Genomic DNA, 14,908 nt, shown 5'->3' with positions numbered 1-14,908 from the left:
CTACATCCTGCTAACGTCTGCGCCATGAAGCGCGCTGCTATGACGACGACGCCGGAGAGTGTCCCGGCGCGCTGACAGACGATCTGATCCGAAGCCCCGGGGCAAGTGCCCCGGGGCTTTGTCGTAGGCCCGGTCACTTGCTCCGCAACCAGCAAGGAGACCGCGATGACCACCAAGCACGACCACCGCAAACTGGGCCGTGAACTGGGCCTGTTCGACACCGATCCGCTGATCGGCGCCGGCCTGCCGTACTGGCTGCCCGACGGCGCGGCCGTGAGGCACACCCTGGAGGAGTACATCCGTGACGCCGAGCGGCGGTCGGGCTACCAGCATGTGTACTCACCGGTACTCGGCAAGCGGGAGCTGTACGAAATCTCGGGGCACTGGGCGCACTACAGCGACGACATGTTCCCCCCGATGGACCTCGGCGGGGAGCAGGTCGTCCTGCGGCCGAGCCTGTGCCCCCATCACGCGGTGATCTACCGCTCCCGCTCCCACAGCTACCGCGAACTGCCCCTGCGGATGGCCGAACTGGGCGGCATGTACCGCTCCGAGCACTCGGGCGTGCTCGGCGGACTGACCCGGGTGCGGGCCATCCAGCTCAATGACGCGCACATCTTCTGCACCCTGGACCAGGTCGCCGAGGAGGCGCAGGCGGCGCTGGAGATGATTCGCCGGGCGTACGAGGCGCTCGGCATCACCCCGACCCGTTACCGGCTCTCCCTCCCGGGCCCCGGCGGCAAGTACGTTGCCGCACCCGAGAAGTGGCAACGTTCCACCGCGCTGCTGACCGACGCCCTCGACCGCTCCGGCCTGCCTTACGAAGCGGCCGAGGGAGAGGCCGCGTTCTACGGTCCCAAGATCGACGTCCAGGTCACCGATGCCGCCGGCCGGGAGTCCACCCTGTCCACCGTCCAGGTCGACTTCCACCAGCCCGAGCAGTTCGACCTGCACTACATCGGCGCGGACGGCGCCAAGCACCGCCCGGTCATGGTCCACCGCAGCATCATCGGCAGTGTGGAGCGAGCCGTCGCCCATCTCATCGAACAGCACGGCGGCGCTTTCCCTGCCTGGCTCGCCCCCACTCAGCTGGTGATCCTCCCGATCTCCGACACCGAACTGCCGAACGCCGCAGCCCTTGCCCAACGCTGCACTCGTCTCGGACTGCGTGCCCAGATCGCGGGACCGGACCGCGGCAGCCTGGGCGCTCGTATCCGAGAGGCCCGCCTGGTTCCCTACCAAGCCGTCATCGGTGCCAAGGAGGCCGCTGACGATCACGCCGCGCTGCGCTTGCGTGATGGACGCCGACTCGACCCGCAGCCGGTCAGTGATGCACTCACCCACATCAGCGCTCTCATCGGGGCCCACAGCACCGACCTGTGGGCCGACCCCGCCTCATAGCAGGCGTCGCGATCAGCGCCTGCTGTCGCCCGGCGCGAGGAGACTGGTGATCTCCGCAATGGCGTCGGGCGAGGGCGTGAAGTAGCGGCGGTCGTTCTCCGGCTTCTTGTGTCTCGACTTGGCCATCAGCATCAGCAGGCTGGCCCCGGCCTCGCCCAGGTGGGTGAGGCCGGGGTGACGATATTCGTGCACGTCCCACCCGTGCCCGGTCCGCGCACGGGCTGGGTACTCGTCGAGAAGGACGCGGGCCTGCCCGTACGACAGCCGGGCCAGCCCGGTGTCCGGGCACACGTCACGCGGGCTGACGACCTTGCCCGGCCCCGGGCGGCGGTGGGTGACGAACACCGGCCCACGTGTGCGGCCCTTCTGTGCGACATCCCGTGAGTTCCTCTGAGCCGTGCTGACTCCTTGTTCCCGTGGCCAGGGTGTTCTGTCTCCTCGGCCTCACACGCTCTGGACTCCCAGCAGCGCGCTAACGACCTTGGGTGAAATTGGGGCTGGGGTGTGCCGGGCGAGCACGAGTTCGGTGCTGTGACGTTGGCGGGTGGTCCGGCGGGCAGTTCGGCAGGGTGCCTGTCGCGAACGACGTTGGGGAATCCCCGGCTGGTGGTGGCAACACCAGGATCAGCACACACTCCCGAGCGCTGCACCAGACATGCCAGGATCGCGACCATGAACAGGCACACCACCTTGATCACTGGTGCGACCCAAGGGCTGGGCCGCGGTATCGCACTCGGCCTTGCCGCACGCGGCGGCACCGTCCTACTCCACGGCCGCGACAGCACCCGCCTCGATGCAGTTGCAGCTGAGGTCCGCGCCACCGCGCCTGCCGCCGCAGTCCGCACCTACCTCGCGGATCTGGCCGACCTCGATCAGGTGCACGCGATGGCCGCCCAAGTACGTGCGGCGGAGCCCCGGCTCGACGCGCTGGTCAACAACGCGGTTGCCGGTGGCGGCTCTGAGCCCCTGCGGCGGGAGTTGAGCAGGCAGGGGTACGAGCTGCGGTTCGCAGTGAATCACCTCGCCCCGCACGCCCTCACCCGCGATCTGCTGCCGCTGCTCACCGCATCCGCGCCCGCCCGCGTGGTGAATGTGGCCTCGATCGGGCAGGACGCCATCGACTTCGACGACGTCATGCTGGAGCAGGACTACGAGGGACTGCGCGCCTACTGCAGGAGCAAGCTCGCGCTGATCATGGCGAGTTTCGAGCTGGCCGCCGAACTCGACGGCACCGGCGTCACCGTGAACACCCTCCACCCGGCCCATCTGATGGATACCGACGGCGTACGCGAATACGGCCTCACCCCGGCGACAAGCATCGACGAGGGTGTACGGCCGACCGTACGGTTGATCACCGACCCGGAACTGGAATCCACTACCGGCCGCTACTTCGACCAGTTCACGGACGCTCGCGCGCACCAGCAGGCGTACGACATCGAGGCCCGCCAGCGCCTCATGGAGCTGACCCGCAGTCTGACCGGATCACCCGAACTGGGGTCATGATCTTGCGAAGTGGGTTCTGTGACCGATGGCCACGAGCCGTGACATGGCGGTGGCCACGCTGGTTTTCAGGGTGTGAATCACGAGGTACTCCGCACGGCCATGTCCCATCCTGCCCTTACTGGTGTGCGGCGCCAACACTTCGCCGAGTTGCTCGAAGAACTTGCGCCACGCAGGGAGTTGGCGCGCGAGTCCGCACTGGAGGCCCTGCGGGGCGGTCCGCGCAAGCGGGCTGAGGGTGCCGGGCGCAAGCCGAAGCTGGTCTTCATCGACCGGTTGCTGGTCACCTTGGTCCATCTGCGGCTCGGTCTGCCGCACCAGGCGCTGGCCGTCCTGTACCGCGTCGACCGCTCCACCGTCTCCAGTGCCGTCCGCCAGGTCAGGGCCATGCTCGCGGACCGCGGGTTCGCCGTCCCCGACCGGCCGGGAGTACGCATCCGCACCCTGGAAGACCTGTTCGCCTACGCCTACGCCTACGCCGAGGCCGAGGACGTCACGGTGTGCATCGAAGGCACCGAAGTCCAGGTCCGCCGACCGCAAGCGGGACGCCCGGGCCGCAAGCCATTCGTCTCCGGCAAGAAGAGGCAGAACACCATGAAGTCCACCACGCTCAGCGACCACCAGGGCCGTGTGCTGTTCTACGGGGCCATCCGCCCGGGCCGGATACACGACCAGACGTGCGTGCGCAGCGAAGGCATCGCCGAGCAGTTCCATCAGCACCCGACGGTGAAAGCCGAGGTGGACGAGGGATACCGGGGTCTGACCAATGAGTTCCCCGGCCAAGTAACAACGGCTAACACATTGACGCGCTGAGGTCCGTCCCTAGAGGTATCCCGGCTTGCCGCTGTCGACGAACTGGGTCAGGACATGCTCCAGCAGCTCCAGAAACTGCCGCAGGTCATCGACCACGCGGTCGAGCTCAGGCTCGTCCAGCGATGCTGTTCGCGTCCGGTAGATCGCCCCACCAGGGACGACGACGTACGACTGGCCTCCTCCGTTCGAGCCGATGACCAGGCCGCGGGCCTTCTGGCCCGCGCCCATCGACAGCGCCGTACTCCTCCAGCTGCAGAAGGACCTCCTCTGCCGGGGCAACGAAGTAGCCGTTGCCGACGTCCGCCCAGGTGACATCACCGATGCTGTCGTAGAAGGTGACCGGGTCGGCAGGAGCGAGACTCACTTGGGCAAGCAGGCGAACCGCGGCCTGATCGTCGTGACCGGTCGGCCGGACCTCGTTGGCGCCCGGAGGATAGCCGTGCGGTTGCTCGAAGTCTTCGGTGATTGCCTTCAGGGCCTCTGAGGGGGCGAGATGGGAGCCTTTTCCCGGTTCGTGGTTGAGTTTGGATGAGGCGCAGTGATCAGTGGTTCGGGGCGTGGTCGGTACCAGGTACCGGGCAAGGGGACTCAGCGGGCGGGAGCCGACTCGGACGACGGCCGCCACTCCCGCCTGATCAGCCCGTAGACCCACGAATCAGAGACCTCGCCGTTGACAACGCAGTCTTCCCGCAACGTCCCCTCACGCACGAAGCCGAGCTTCTCCAGCACGCGGGCAGAAGCCACGTTGCGCGTATCGGCCTCAGCCTGGACGCGATTCAGGTCCAGCGTGTCGAATGCCCACCGCAGCAAAGCGTGCGTGGCCTCGGTCGCATAACCGTGGCCCCACGCTGCATCGTCGAAGCAGTAGCCCAGCGACGCACTGCGGAAGTCCGGATTCCACCTGTTCAGGGTGCACCAGCCGATGAACGCCCCGTCGGAGACACGATCCACGGCCAGCCGCGCCCCGGTGCCTTCCTTTTCCATCTCTCGGCAACGGGTGATGAATTTCTCGGCGCGCGCGCGTTCGGTCCACGGTGGATCGTCCCAGTAGCGCAACACGTAGGCGTTGCTCTGCAGCGCGAACAGGTCGTTCGCGTCCGCGTCTTCGAAGGCACGCAGTCGCAGGCGAGCAGTGTGCAACGAGGGGGCGGGCAGCGACATATTCATGTTCCATCCCGTGATCGGTGGCCGATCAATCAGACATCCGATGCGGCTCACTCGCAACGGGCTTCCTCGGCGGGCTGGCAGAACGATGAGGGGGCCGGTGATGGGTTTGCCGGGCGGTTACGGTCGCGGGCTGGTAAACAGTCCCGGCCCGGTCGCATCGAGGATTCTGCCCCCGGTCAGGCGCTTCAGTTTGATGCGGACGTTGTTGATGTTGTTCGGCACGAGATTCAGGTCCATCGCCTCGCACATGTTCCTCGCCCGTAGCGGAGCGTCGGCTTCGGCGAAACGGCCATGATCTGCTGGTAGGCGGGGCCGTCCGGCAGGGCCGGAGTCGGTGTGGCCGGTGCCAAGGGCGTTTCGTCGGGCAGTTCCAGGAGCGTCTTGCGGGTGATAGTGATGTGCTCGACGGCCTGGGCGAGTCCGTCCAGCAGCGCGGTCAGAGGTCCCCGCGGCGACCTTGTCCAGCAACGCGGTACCGAAGGCGTTGTCGTGCACGGAAGCGGCCAGCGCCACCACGGCGACCACCAGGCCCAGCACGTCAACGGCCAGCCCCCGCTTGCGACCCGGCACCTTCTTGGCCGCGTCCCGCCCGGTCGTGGGCGCGGGTACCCCCGCGGCGGCATGCAGACTCTGGGTGTCGAGCGCCACCAGGCTCGGGTCGGCTAATCGTCCCCGGCTCTCACGTACCTGCCAGCGCAGCAGGTCATGGATGACCTCGTCGGTGCCGTCGTCGCGCCATTTGCAGAAGTAGTACGTCACCGCGCCGGGCGGTGGCAGGTCGCGGGGCAGGTAGTCCCATTGGTAGCCGGTCCGGACTGGGTACAGGAGCGCGTTGACGATTTCTCACATCTCGTAGCTGCCCTGACGGCCGCTGACGGACGGGTGCTTCGCCCTCCATGCAGTGGTCACCGGCTCGATCAGCACCCAGCGTTCCTCGGATAGGTCGCTCTTGCAGGGCTTGCGGTCGCTCACCCCGCCACTCCAGCACGGCCGAGCCCGTCGACCGGCTGAGAGTTCCCACAGTCACACGACACGGCGAAACCGAACCGGACATCAGGCCACGTACACCGCCCTCTCATATATCTCCGGCACCGGGCCGCCGCCTGATGCGGGTCACCGCGGAGCAGGCGTGTCGAGGTGCTGGCGGAGCCTCATCAGGACCGGAGCTGTCCTGATCCCGTCGTAACGTCGATTGACGAGGAAGATGCCGGTTCCGGTCCGGGCTTCCCCGTGCCCCCACTCACCTCAGGAATCGAGGGATCGTCATGACCGCCAAGGATCTGGACGACTTCAAAGCGCTGGATCCGTTCTTCCGCGTTGTCGGGGAAGGGCTCGACGGATTGGTCGACGGGGACCACTTCTTCGACTGGTTCACCGAGGACGCCGTCACCGAGTACGTGGTCACCGTGCCCGGCTACCCGAGGAGGATCGACGGCCGGGACGCCCTGGCCGAGCTGTACCGCGGGTACGGGGACACCATGGTCGCGGAGAGCGCCGACGGGCTCGCCGTCCATCATGACCGCGAGACCTCCGTCGTCGTCCTCGAATACGTGGTGCACGGTCGCGCTGTCGGCACGGGCCGGGCGTACGACAACCACTTCGTTTCCGTGATCACCATCCGGGACCGCAGGATCACGCACTGGCGGGACTACCTCGACCCGCTGGCCGTCCTCGACGCCCTCGGAATCGCCTTCCCCGCGCGTCCCCGTTCTACGGAAGAACCAAGTGCCCTTCATTTCTGAGTAGTTGTACTCAAGCTGGGGAGAGGGCGCCGCAGGACGATGCGCTCATGCTCTCTTGGGTCCTGGACATCTTCGTGGCGGCCTGGATCACGATGCTCGATGTGCTGCTCCTTGCCGGGTACTGGTTCGCGGAGAGCCTCAAACAGTGGGCCGCGGAGCAGCGCACCGCCGCTCCAACGGCCCGCTTCTGCCTGGTCCTGGCTGTCGCGACTGCCGGTTTCGGCGCAATCGGTGTCGGGTTCTACTGGGCGGATCTGCTGGTGACCGCGACCACCCGGATGGTGATGGCCGCGGCAGTCCTGCTCGTTCTGCTGCTGGGACTCGGCACCGAATGTGCCCGTTGGGCCGCCCGGTGCGCCGAGCGGCACCGTCTTCGGCGTGAGCGCCGCCGGTCGCCGGGTTCGTGAGGCACGGACGACGCGAACTCCTCGTCCGACTGACGATCATTTCCGTTGACCCTGCCCGGCGTGAGGATGTTAGCTGACCCTCGACTCAAACAAACGATTGTTTGGTGCGTTCGAGAGGAACCGTCCGCATGGTGAAGAATGGCGCCGCACGTCCTCCAGCAACCGGTGGTGGCTGGACGCCCCGCCTCGTTCTCTCCTTCGCCTCGATCGTCGGCGTCCAGGAGCTCATAGCCGCCAACTACCAGATGACGTCGACGGCGCGGTCAGAGATCAGCGCGCACTACGCGACCCACCAGAGCGCTTGGCTGCTCACCGCGTTCCTCCTGGTCGGCGCGGTGGTCAGTCCGATCGCCGGGAAGCTCGCCGACACGTACGGCAAGCGCCTGGTGCTGGTGCTCGCCGTCGCCGGAGCCACACTCGGGGCGTTGCTGACGGCGCTGGCGCCGAACTTCGGGGTCGTCATCGCCGGCCGGGCGCTGCAGGGGCTGCTCGTGCCCTGCACCTTCCTCGGGTACTCCCTGATGCGTGACGTGTATCCGTCCAGGATCCTGCCGATGGCGGTCTCACTCATGACGGCGGGGATGGGCCTCATCAACATCCCCGCGCCCTGGATCACCGGCTGGCTGATGGGCAACTGGGGTTTCCGCGGCGTGTTCTGGTTCTTCGCCCTCGTGCCCGCCGTGCTGCTCGCGCCGCTGGCGCTGACCACGGACGAGAGTCCCGTACGCAACCGCTCCCGGCTGGATCTCCGCGGTGCGTTGCAGCTCGGCGCGGGCCTGGCGTGTCTGCTGATCGGCGTCAGCTTCGGCCCCGAATGGGGATGGGGTGCGGCACCGACAGTCTGGGTCCTGGCGGGTGGAGCGGTGCTGATCGGTGTGTGGATCGTCTCCGCCCTCCGCAGCCGGAACCCGCTCATCGATATCCGATTCTTCAAGCGTCGGCCGATGGTCCTCACCGCGCTCACCGCCGGTCTGGCGTCGGCGAACACCGGTGTGTTCAATGCCTTGCTGCCGACGATGTGCATGTCGCCGCTCGCCCTCGGCCTGGGGTACGGCTTCGGTGTCGATGCCAAGGGGTACGCCCTGTTCCAGGTGCCGGTCGCGGCCGGAGCCGTGGTCGGCGGGTATCTCGTGGGGCGGGCCATGCGCAGGACCGCTCCGCGCAACCTGATGATCACCGGTCATGCCCTGCTGGTCGTGGGCACCGCGCTCACCGCTCTCCGGCACGACGCCCAGGGGCCCTTGATGGTGTGGGCACTGATCGAGGGGCTCGGCCTCGGAGTCTCGTACGCCGCCGCACCGAACCTCGTCATCGATGCGGTGCCCTCCGAGCTCCAGGCGTCGATGTCGAGCATGGTCCAGGTGTTCCAGAGCACCCTGGCCGCCCTTCTGCCGGCTGTCGCCTTCGCCGTACTGAACGGGCATATCGCGGCCGTGGAGGGGGGTTACGACTTCTACAGCGACGGGGGCATGCGGATCGCCTTCCTCATCGCCTGCGGAGCCTCGGTGATTGCGCTCTTCCTCGCTCTCGCGCTGCCGAAGCCGGGAGCTGGGGCGAGGGATTCGCGGCAGAACGTGCGGGCGGGTGCGAACACGCGGACCGAGGCACTTTCCTGACGATTCGCCAATTCTGAGTGCTCCCGGGCCCGGAGCGTCCGGCACTTCCCCGAGTCGTCGGCTTCTTCCCCGAACTGATGTATCTCCCTGCGGAACAGGCCCACCGCGGCGCTTTCTCCTGGCCAAGTATCCCGTGTGGCAGTGCTGTTCAGGATGCTCGCGGACCTCACCGAAGAGCCCCTGGTAAGGTCCGCGGAGCGTAACCACAACGCGATGGAGATCGTTCATGAGGCTGCTCCCGCTATTTCTCCGACGGCCGATAGAGGCGGTGTACGAGCGCCGACTGGCCGCCACTCTGGCTGGGCTGCCACGCCCGCAGCACGTCGGAATCATGCTCGACGGCAATCGGCGCTGGGCTCGGAAGGCGGGCCACGCGGACGTGCGGGAGGGGTACCGGGCGGGCGGCGCCAAGACGACCGAGTTCCTGGGGTGGTGCACTGCCGACGGAATCGAGCACGTGACCCTCTTCATGCTTTCCGACGACAACCTCGGGCGCCCTGCCGAACAACTCGGCCCGCTGTTGGAGATCATCGAAGAGACCGTCCGGGACATCACGGCCGCAGGTCGTCCCTGGGAGGTCCAGGTGATCGGCTCGCTCGACATGCTTCCTGGTGAAAGTGCCCGAGTACTCAAGGAGGCCACCGCCGCGACTGTGGGGCGCGGCGGACTCAAGGTGGATGTCGCGGTCGGTTACGGCGGCCGACGGGAGATCGTCGATGCGGTGAAGAGCGCCTTCGAGGAACACATCGCTGCCGGTGGGGACCCTGCCGAGCTGGTCGAACGGTTCGAGATCGAGGACATCTCCAGGCATCTGTACTCGCCAACGGCCGACCACACCGACTTCATCATCCGAACCTCCGGGGAACAGCGGCTGTCCGGTTTCCTGCTCTGGCAGTCCGCGTACGCCGAGATGCACTGGGTGGACTGCTTCTGGCCGGCGTTCCGCCATGTGGACTTCCTGCGCGCACTTCGCTCGTACGCGAACCGTGAACGGCGATTCGGCAAGTGACCGTTAGCCGCTCAGCCGGGTGGGGCAGCCGGGTCGATGATCCGATACCCCACGCCGGGTGTGGTGGCGATGACCGGAGGGTCGCCAAGTTTGCGGCGCAGACGGCTGATGGTCACCGTGACCGTGTATCGCGCCCATGACCGCCGGACTCGCGGTCCAGGCCACCGTAGATCTGCCCGGTATGCCCATCGGCCCGTGGGACGGCCTGGGCGTGCTCGCCGCGTGGGCCACGGCCGCGCTGCTGGCCGGCGGCCTGCTGCTGCAGAGGCGCGACGCGTAGCCGGCGCTCGGGCCTCCGTGGGGACGCGCGTACTCGATCCGGCCGGCGGGGTGGCCGACTGGCCGGGCCGCAGCGGGCGGCTGCCTCTCCGAGTGGTGCAGCGGGCCCGCGGCCGGGCTCCTCTTCGAGCCGGACCGGGCAGTGGCGCGGAGCACCGCTCAGTCCGGCAGTACCGGTTCTGCCGGCTCCGGGCCCAGAAGCTCGTGCAGCAGGTGCGTGGCAGGCAGCGCGGAGTTGAGGTACACGTACTCGCGCCGGTGCTCGACCACCGCGACCATGGTGCGCAGGGTGTCCACGGCGTCCTCCCGCTGTCCGGCGTGGTGCTGGGCCTGGGCCAGCAGCCCCAGATGCAGCGGAAGACGTATGTTCGTTCTGGACCGCCGCAGTTCGGCCAGCGAGTTGCGCATGTCGGAGATCCCCTCCAGGTGGCCGGTGTACGTGAGGGCCCAGCCCAGCGGCAGATGGAGCATCGCCTTCCAGTAGTACAGCCCGTGCTCGGCGGCCAGCCCGACGCCCTCGGTCCCGGACGTCAGCGCTGTCTCCACGTCGCCTTCCCAAGCGGCCACGACCGCGTCGACGTAGAGAGCCTGCGCCCGGTCCCACGGCCTGCTGTCGTACCTCGTCAGCCGCAGCAGGCGCCGGCGCTGTTCCGCCGCCGCCGCGCGGTCGTTCAGCAACCAGCGGGCGAAGACGCAGTAGCAGCGGAAGTAGACACGTGGGTCGGACCGGTAGATCGCGTCCGGTAATCGGCCCTCACAGGCGAGGCGCTCCGCCAGTTCCGCGCCGCGTTCCAGTTCTTCGAGCGCATCGGGCAGGTGCCCGTGGACGAACAGCGTCATACCCTCGCCGTACGCCGCGCCGAGCCGGGCCGTCGGGCCGTCGGTACGCTCCGCGATGTTCCTCAGCAGGCCGGACAGCTGCCGTGACTCGTCGTAACAGCCGCGGACGAGAAGCGACATGGCCAGCATCGACAGGACCGCCGGGTCGTCCGGCGTATGAGGCGTCGTACGCGGGGCGTGTCCCCGGGCGATCTCCTCCTCTGCCTCCACGTCACCGAATCCGCGTACCTGGCCCAGCACATGGCCCAGCTCCAGGTGGAGCCGCTGCTCCAGATCGCGGGCGGTCGTGCCGTCGGGCAGTGAACCGGCCGTGCCGACCGCGCGGCGCAGCCACATCTCGCGGTCCTCGGAGGCCAGGCGCAGTTCCGCGTTCTCGGCCGCGCGCAGAAGCCAGGGCAGCACCCGCTCCGCGGGCATGACGTCCCTGGCGAGCCAGGCGTGGTGAGCGACACGATCGATGTCCTCCGGATCGCTGCCGACCTGGCCGTGCGGGGACAGGGCATCGGCGTACCGGGCGTGCAGTCGTTGGCGCTCCTCGTCCTTCAGCTCGCCGATGAGTACCTCCTGAGCCTGCAGAGGGACGAGGCGGAGCCGTCCGGCGCGCTGCCGGTCAGGGGCGAGCAGGCCGTACCGGATGGCCGACTCCACGATGGCGATGGCCGAATTGCAGCCGGTAGCACGGCAGACCGTATCCAGGTCGATATCGGGTGCGACGACCGCGCACAGCCGGAGGAGCCGCAGGAGCGGTTCCGGCAGCATGGCGAACTCCTGGCGCAGTACCTTGCGCGTGCACGTCACTATCAGGGTGAGGATTTCGTCCGTGGCGCCGGGCTCGCGCAGGTCCCTGGCGTCGCAGAGAAGGGAGAGCATCTGCAGGACGAAGTACGGACTGCCCGTGCTCTGGCGGTGCAGTGCGTCGATGACCCGCTCGTCGACGCCCGGTCCCGCGTGCGCGTCGACCAGCGTGGCGACGTCCGTGCGGGCCAGACCGGCGAGCCGCAGGATCTCTGCGTCCGGGCCCTTGAGTATCTCGGTCATCACCCGGAACCGCGAGGCATCGGGCCAGGCCTCCAGGTCCCAGCCCGTCAGCACGATGCTGAGGGGATGCCCCTGGCGGCGGGCGGCCAGCAGCCGGAGCAGATCCAGGGAGACGGCATCCGCCCAGTGCACGTCCTCCAGCAGCAGCACCAGCGGACGCTGCGCGGCCAGCGCGAGCAGTACTTCGCAGAGCGCGTCGTGCGTGCGGAAGGGGCTCTGCGAGCCGTCGGGGTCCAGGCCGCTCCTGGCACCCGTCCCGGCCTGCGGTCCGGGCAGCAGAGAGGCGAGCAGTGAGCCGAACGGCGCTGCAGCGGCCTCGAAGGCGTCGGGGCGCGCCGCCGAGAGCCGGCGCAGCACCTGGGTCCACAGCCAGTACGGCGGGACTCCCTCACCGGAGAAGCAGCTGCTCCGGATCGTCTCGATGCCCTCGTCGATACTCTGGAGGCGCTGGACGAGCTCCATCATGAGATGGGACTTGCCCAGCCCGGACGAGCCGAACACGCAGGCAAGACGTCCACGACCCGTCGCCGCACCGGCCGTTGCGGCGACCAGGCGCCGCAACTCCCGCTCCCGGCCTGTCAACGGCGGGGGCAGCACGGGTTCGAAGGGCGGGAGCCCGGGGGCCATGGACGTGGCCGGTGCCGTACGGCCCGGCTCCTGCGGCTTCCCCACACTGCGCATGGCGGTCTTCCCGGCCACGGGAGACGCCTCTGCCACCCGCTCCGCTCCGCCGGACAGCACGGTCCGGACGGGCCTGGGGAATTCGGTGGCCCTGGTCAGCAAATCGTCACTCAGCACGGTGTGTGACCGCTGCTCACCGAGTTCCTGACGGAGCAGAGCGGTGTGCAGCCGCTGGAGTTCGGCCGTCGTGTCCACGCCGTACTCCTCGACCAGATAGCTGCGGGTCCATTCGTACACCTCCAGCGCCTCGGCCTGACGGCCCGACCGGAACAGCGCGGTCATCAGATGGCCCACCAGGCGCTCCCGGGAGGGGTGTTGACGCACCTCGCGTTCCAGTTCCGTGACCACCTCCGCGGTCCTGCCCAGGACGAGACCGGCCTCCGCGGAGGCCTCCAGTGCGGTGAGCCGGACCTGTTCCAGCCGGGTGCTCTCGTCGGCGAGCGGCTGGTGAGTGACAAACTCCGCATACGGGGAGCCGCGCCACAGTTCGAGCGCCCGGGTGAGCCGGTCGCGGGCGGCAACGGGATCCTGGCGGGCGAGGAAACGGCGTCCTGCGGAGAAGAGTTGCTCGAACTGGTGGACGTCCACCTGCTCCGGAGGCAGATCGAGGACGTACCCGGGGGCCCGGTAGCGGAGGACCGCCGACCGGTCGGGGCCGGCCGCGGGCGCCAGTGCCCGGCGCAGGTGGGAGATATGGCTCTGCAGGGTGGCGACGGCCCGCCGGGGCGGTTCTTCCCGCCACAACTCCTCGACGAGCACGGTGGTGGGGACGACCCGGCCCAGCCTGATCAGCAGGAGGGCGAGCAGCGCCCTGCGACGTGGCGGGCCGAGTGGGACGTCGTGCCCTCCGTACTGGGCCGACATGGGCCCCAGGACCTGCAGCGCCGGTCCGGAGTGGACGGCCGACGGTTGAGGCAGTGGTGCGCTCTGAGCCTGACGTGCAGACATCTTCGGCCCCATTCGTTCTCACGCTGGAGACTTCTCCGGCGAATTGATCCTAGAACAATGGGTGTTCTGTCAGGTGATTCGGCTGATGAATGGCCAATAAACGATCACGGAATTGGCAATGCGCTTCTCTTTGTATGCCGATGGAACCGGCAAGCGAACGGCAGCCGACAGGCAAGGATCCGGACAAGAGATCGAGTCGGGTCATCAGTATTCCGGCCAGTGGACCGCAAGGGGGGTGACACAGCATGTGCGGAACCGACATCGCCGCGTGGCGTGGGCCAACCACCGGCGCAGACCATGGAGGCATCACGGTGTTCGCGATTTTCTTCCCTGGGCAAGGAGCGCAGTTCCGGGGGATGGGTGCAGATGTTTTCGGCCGCTATCCGGGCATGACGCGATTCGCCTGCGACCTCCTGGGGTACGACCTCGTATCCCGCTGCCGTGACAATCAGGACGACGTGCTCTCGCGGACGGAGTGCACACAGCCTGCCCTGTTCACCGTCAACGCGTTGTCCACTTTCGAGCGTGAGCGCCGCGAGGGCCCGCTTGCCGACTACTGCCTCGGGCACAGTCTGGGGGAGTACAACGCGCTCCTGGCGGCCGGGGTCTTCGACTTCGAGACAGGTCTGCGGCTCGTCAAGAAGCGCGGCGAACTCATGGCGGCGGCGTCGGGCGGCGGGATGAGCGCGGTCATGAACACCCCCGCTCCGCGCCTGCTGGACGTGTTGCGGGAGGACGGCGTCGAGGGGGTGGACGTGGCGGCCTACAACACCGACGCCCAGGTCGTGATCGCCGGCAGCGACAGCGCACTGCGTGCCGCCCACGCCTCCCTGAAGGCGCGGGGCATCCGCTTCGCCTCGCTGCGGGTCAGCGCCGCCTTCCACTCCCGCCATATGCAGCCTGTCCGCTCCGAATTCGAAAGTTTCCTCCGGGAGTTCACGTTCGCGGAGCCCAGAACGACCGTGATCTCCAATGTGACGGGGCGGCCTTACGAGCGGGGTGCGATACCGGAGATGCTGAGCAGACAGCTCGTGGAGCCGGTGCGATGGGTCGACAGTGTCCGGTACCTCCTTGCCCTCGATCCCGGTCTTGAGTACGAGGAGATAGGTGGCAACTCCCTTCTCCGTATGGTGAACAGCATCGCGAAGGCCGGCGCCCGGAACGCCCTCAGTAAGAGCGGGGTGTGAGACATGGACAGGAAGCAGCACATACAGAGGCTCATCGAGGACCAGTTCCTCGTGGAGTTCGACGGTGAACTGACCGCTGAGACCGATCTTTTCAAGGCGGGGGTGATGGATTCTTTCGGATACATTCAGCTCCTGAGCGCTCTTGAAAGGGATTTCTCGCTTCAGCTGACGGACGAGGAATTCCTGAAGAACATCTTCTCTTCGCTGGAGGCCATCGATGCCTTCGTGGCGAAGAAGCTCGCTGAGCACGACGGCCACCGAGACCGCGACGATCACTGAG

At 67.8% G+C, this 14,908-nt stretch carries 13 protein-coding genes and 3 pseudogenes; 10 read left to right on the top strand and 6 right to left on the bottom strand.

All coding sequences use genetic code 11. From position 1 onward, the window contains the following. The first annotated feature begins 165 nt into the window (after nucleotides 1-165). Nucleotides 166-1,401 (top strand): threonine--tRNA ligase, encoded by a 1,236-nt coding sequence (gene thrS / locus NBY69_RS15110; protein WP_250301422.1) that lies wholly within the window; start codon nucleotides 166-168, stop codon nucleotides 1,399-1,401. A gap of 12 nt (nucleotides 1,402-1,413) precedes the next feature. Here thrS and NBY69_RS15105 read toward each other — a convergent pair. Further along, a pseudogene (locus tag NBY69_RS15105) lies at nucleotides 1,414-1,767 on the bottom strand (site-specific integrase); the annotation flags it as partial. A 306-nt stretch (nucleotides 1,768-2,073) separates the two neighbouring features. Between NBY69_RS15105 and NBY69_RS15100 the strand changes: the two are divergent. Together NBY69_RS15100 and NBY69_RS15095 are read left to right on the top strand one after the other, a co-directional pair. Then, nucleotides 2,074-2,904: an SDR family NAD(P)-dependent oxidoreductase gene (locus NBY69_RS15100; RefSeq protein WP_250301421.1), complete on the top strand. Its 831-nt coding sequence runs from the start codon at nucleotides 2,074-2,076 to the stop codon at nucleotides 2,902-2,904. 123 nt (nucleotides 2,905-3,027) lie between these two features. Further along, nucleotides 3,028-3,714 (top strand): transposase, encoded by a 687-nt coding sequence (locus NBY69_RS15095; RefSeq protein ID WP_250301420.1) that lies wholly within the window; start codon nucleotides 3,028-3,030, stop codon nucleotides 3,712-3,714. A gap of 9 nt (nucleotides 3,715-3,723) precedes the next feature. Here NBY69_RS15095 and NBY69_RS15090 read toward each other — a convergent pair whose 3' ends face one another. From NBY69_RS15090 to NBY69_RS37525, 3 genes and pseudogenes are all read right to left on the bottom strand, one after another. Beyond that, complete coding sequence (locus tag NBY69_RS15090) at nucleotides 3,724-3,942, bottom strand: hypothetical protein (protein ID WP_250301419.1); 219 nt, start codon at nucleotides 3,940-3,942, stop codon at nucleotides 3,724-3,726. A 360-nt stretch (nucleotides 3,943-4,302) separates the two neighbouring features. Continuing rightward, the gene (locus NBY69_RS15085; RefSeq protein ID WP_250301756.1) at nucleotides 4,303-4,875 is read right to left on the bottom strand and encodes a GNAT family N-acetyltransferase; all 573 of its coding nucleotides are present in this window, start codon (nucleotides 4,873-4,875) and stop codon (nucleotides 4,303-4,305) included. A gap of 432 nt (nucleotides 4,876-5,307) precedes the next feature. After that, a pseudogene (locus NBY69_RS37525) lies at nucleotides 5,308-5,853 on the bottom strand (transposase); the annotation flags it as partial. Nucleotides 5,854-6,146: 293 nt separating this feature from the next. On the opposite strand from NBY69_RS37525, the gene NBY69_RS15070 reads away from it, so the two are divergent. The 4 genes from NBY69_RS15070 to NBY69_RS15055 all read left to right on the top strand — a co-directional run bounded on the left by NBY69_RS15070 (nucleotide 6,147) and on the right by NBY69_RS15055 (nucleotide 9,655). After that, a complete protein-coding gene (locus NBY69_RS15070; protein WP_250301417.1) occupies nucleotides 6,147-6,623 on the top strand; it encodes a nuclear transport factor 2 family protein in 477 nt (158 codons plus the stop codon). Nucleotides 6,624-6,670: 47 nt separating this feature from the next. Further along, nucleotides 6,671-7,030, top strand: a complete 360-nt coding sequence (locus tag NBY69_RS15065; RefSeq protein WP_250301416.1) for a hypothetical protein — start codon at nucleotides 6,671-6,673, stop codon at nucleotides 7,028-7,030. A gap of 128 nt (nucleotides 7,031-7,158) precedes the next feature. Continuing rightward, nucleotides 7,159-8,646, top strand: a complete 1,488-nt coding sequence (locus NBY69_RS15060) for an MFS transporter (protein ID WP_250301415.1) — start codon at nucleotides 7,159-7,161, stop codon at nucleotides 8,644-8,646. Nucleotides 8,647-8,872: 226 nt separating this feature from the next. Next, nucleotides 8,873-9,655 (top strand): isoprenyl transferase, encoded by a 783-nt coding sequence (locus NBY69_RS15055; protein WP_250301413.1) that lies wholly within the window; start codon nucleotides 8,873-8,875, stop codon nucleotides 9,653-9,655. Nucleotides 9,656-9,666: 11 nt separating this feature from the next. Here the strand turns inward: NBY69_RS15055 and NBY69_RS15050 are convergent. Further along, nucleotides 9,667-9,780: pseudogene (locus tag NBY69_RS15050) on the bottom strand (winged helix-turn-helix domain-containing protein); the annotation flags it as partial. An 11-nt stretch (nucleotides 9,781-9,791) separates the two neighbouring features. On the opposite strand from NBY69_RS15050, the gene NBY69_RS15045 reads away from it, so the two are divergent. Beyond that, a complete protein-coding gene (locus NBY69_RS15045) occupies nucleotides 9,792-9,935 on the top strand; it encodes a hypothetical protein (protein WP_266645295.1) in 144 nt (47 codons plus the stop codon). A 158-nt stretch (nucleotides 9,936-10,093) separates the two neighbouring features. On the opposite strand, the gene NBY69_RS15040 is transcribed toward NBY69_RS15045, so the two are convergent. Then, nucleotides 10,094-13,357: a BTAD domain-containing putative transcriptional regulator gene (locus NBY69_RS15040; protein WP_250301412.1), complete on the bottom strand. Its 3,264-nt coding sequence runs from the start codon at nucleotides 13,355-13,357 to the stop codon at nucleotides 10,094-10,096. Nucleotides 13,358-13,752: 395 nt separating this feature from the next. Here NBY69_RS15040 and NBY69_RS15035 point away from each other — a divergent pair, with 395 nt between their 5' ends. Further along, on the top strand, nucleotides 13,753-14,628 hold the full coding sequence (locus NBY69_RS15035; protein ID WP_266645291.1) for an ACP S-malonyltransferase: 876 nt from the start codon (nucleotides 13,753-13,755) through the stop codon (nucleotides 14,626-14,628). A 3-nt stretch (nucleotides 14,629-14,631) separates the two neighbouring features. Beyond that, on the top strand, nucleotides 14,632-14,907 hold the full coding sequence (locus tag NBY69_RS15030) for an acyl carrier protein (RefSeq protein ID WP_250301410.1): 276 nt from the start codon (nucleotides 14,632-14,634) through the stop codon (nucleotides 14,905-14,907). Nucleotide 14,908 lies beyond the last annotated feature (1 nt).

It is taken from the genome of Streptomyces sp. A 4/2, from assembly GCF_940670765.1.
Lineage (GTDB): Bacteria > Actinomycetota > Actinomycetes > Streptomycetales > Streptomycetaceae > Streptomyces.
This window is presented reverse-complemented; position numbering and strand designations above follow the sequence as displayed.

Excerpts from the sequence above, each read along its gene's own strand:
- NBY69_RS15090 (WP_250301419.1), bottom strand. The coding sequence starts at position 3,942 with ATGGGCGCGGGCCAGAAGGCCCGCGGCCTGGTCATCGGCTCGAACGGA.
- NBY69_RS15100 (WP_250301421.1), top strand. The coding sequence starts at position 2,074 with ATGAACAGGCACACCACCTTGATCACTGGTGCGACCCAAGGGCTGGGC.
- NBY69_RS15040 (WP_250301412.1), bottom strand. The coding sequence starts at position 13,357 with ATGTCGGCCCAGTACGGAGGGCACGACGTCCCACTCGGCCCGCCACGT.
- NBY69_RS15060 (WP_250301415.1), top strand. The coding sequence starts at position 7,159 with ATGGTGAAGAATGGCGCCGCACGTCCTCCAGCAACCGGTGGTGGCTGG.
- NBY69_RS15085 (WP_250301756.1), bottom strand. The coding sequence starts at position 4,875 with ATGTCGCTGCCCGCCCCCTCGTTGCACACTGCTCGCCTGCGACTGCGT.
- NBY69_RS15030 (WP_250301410.1), top strand. The coding sequence starts at position 14,632 with ATGGACAGGAAGCAGCACATACAGAGGCTCATCGAGGACCAGTTCCTC.
- NBY69_RS15045 (WP_266645295.1), top strand. The coding sequence starts at position 9,792 with ATGACCGCCGGACTCGCGGTCCAGGCCACCGTAGATCTGCCCGGTATG.
- NBY69_RS15055 (WP_250301413.1), top strand. The coding sequence starts at position 8,873 with ATGAGGCTGCTCCCGCTATTTCTCCGACGGCCGATAGAGGCGGTGTAC.
- thrS (WP_250301422.1), top strand. The coding sequence starts at position 166 with ATGACCACCAAGCACGACCACCGCAAACTGGGCCGTGAACTGGGCCTG.
- NBY69_RS15065 (WP_250301416.1), top strand. The coding sequence starts at position 6,671 with ATGCTCTCTTGGGTCCTGGACATCTTCGTGGCGGCCTGGATCACGATG.
- NBY69_RS15070 (WP_250301417.1), top strand. The coding sequence starts at position 6,147 with ATGACCGCCAAGGATCTGGACGACTTCAAAGCGCTGGATCCGTTCTTC.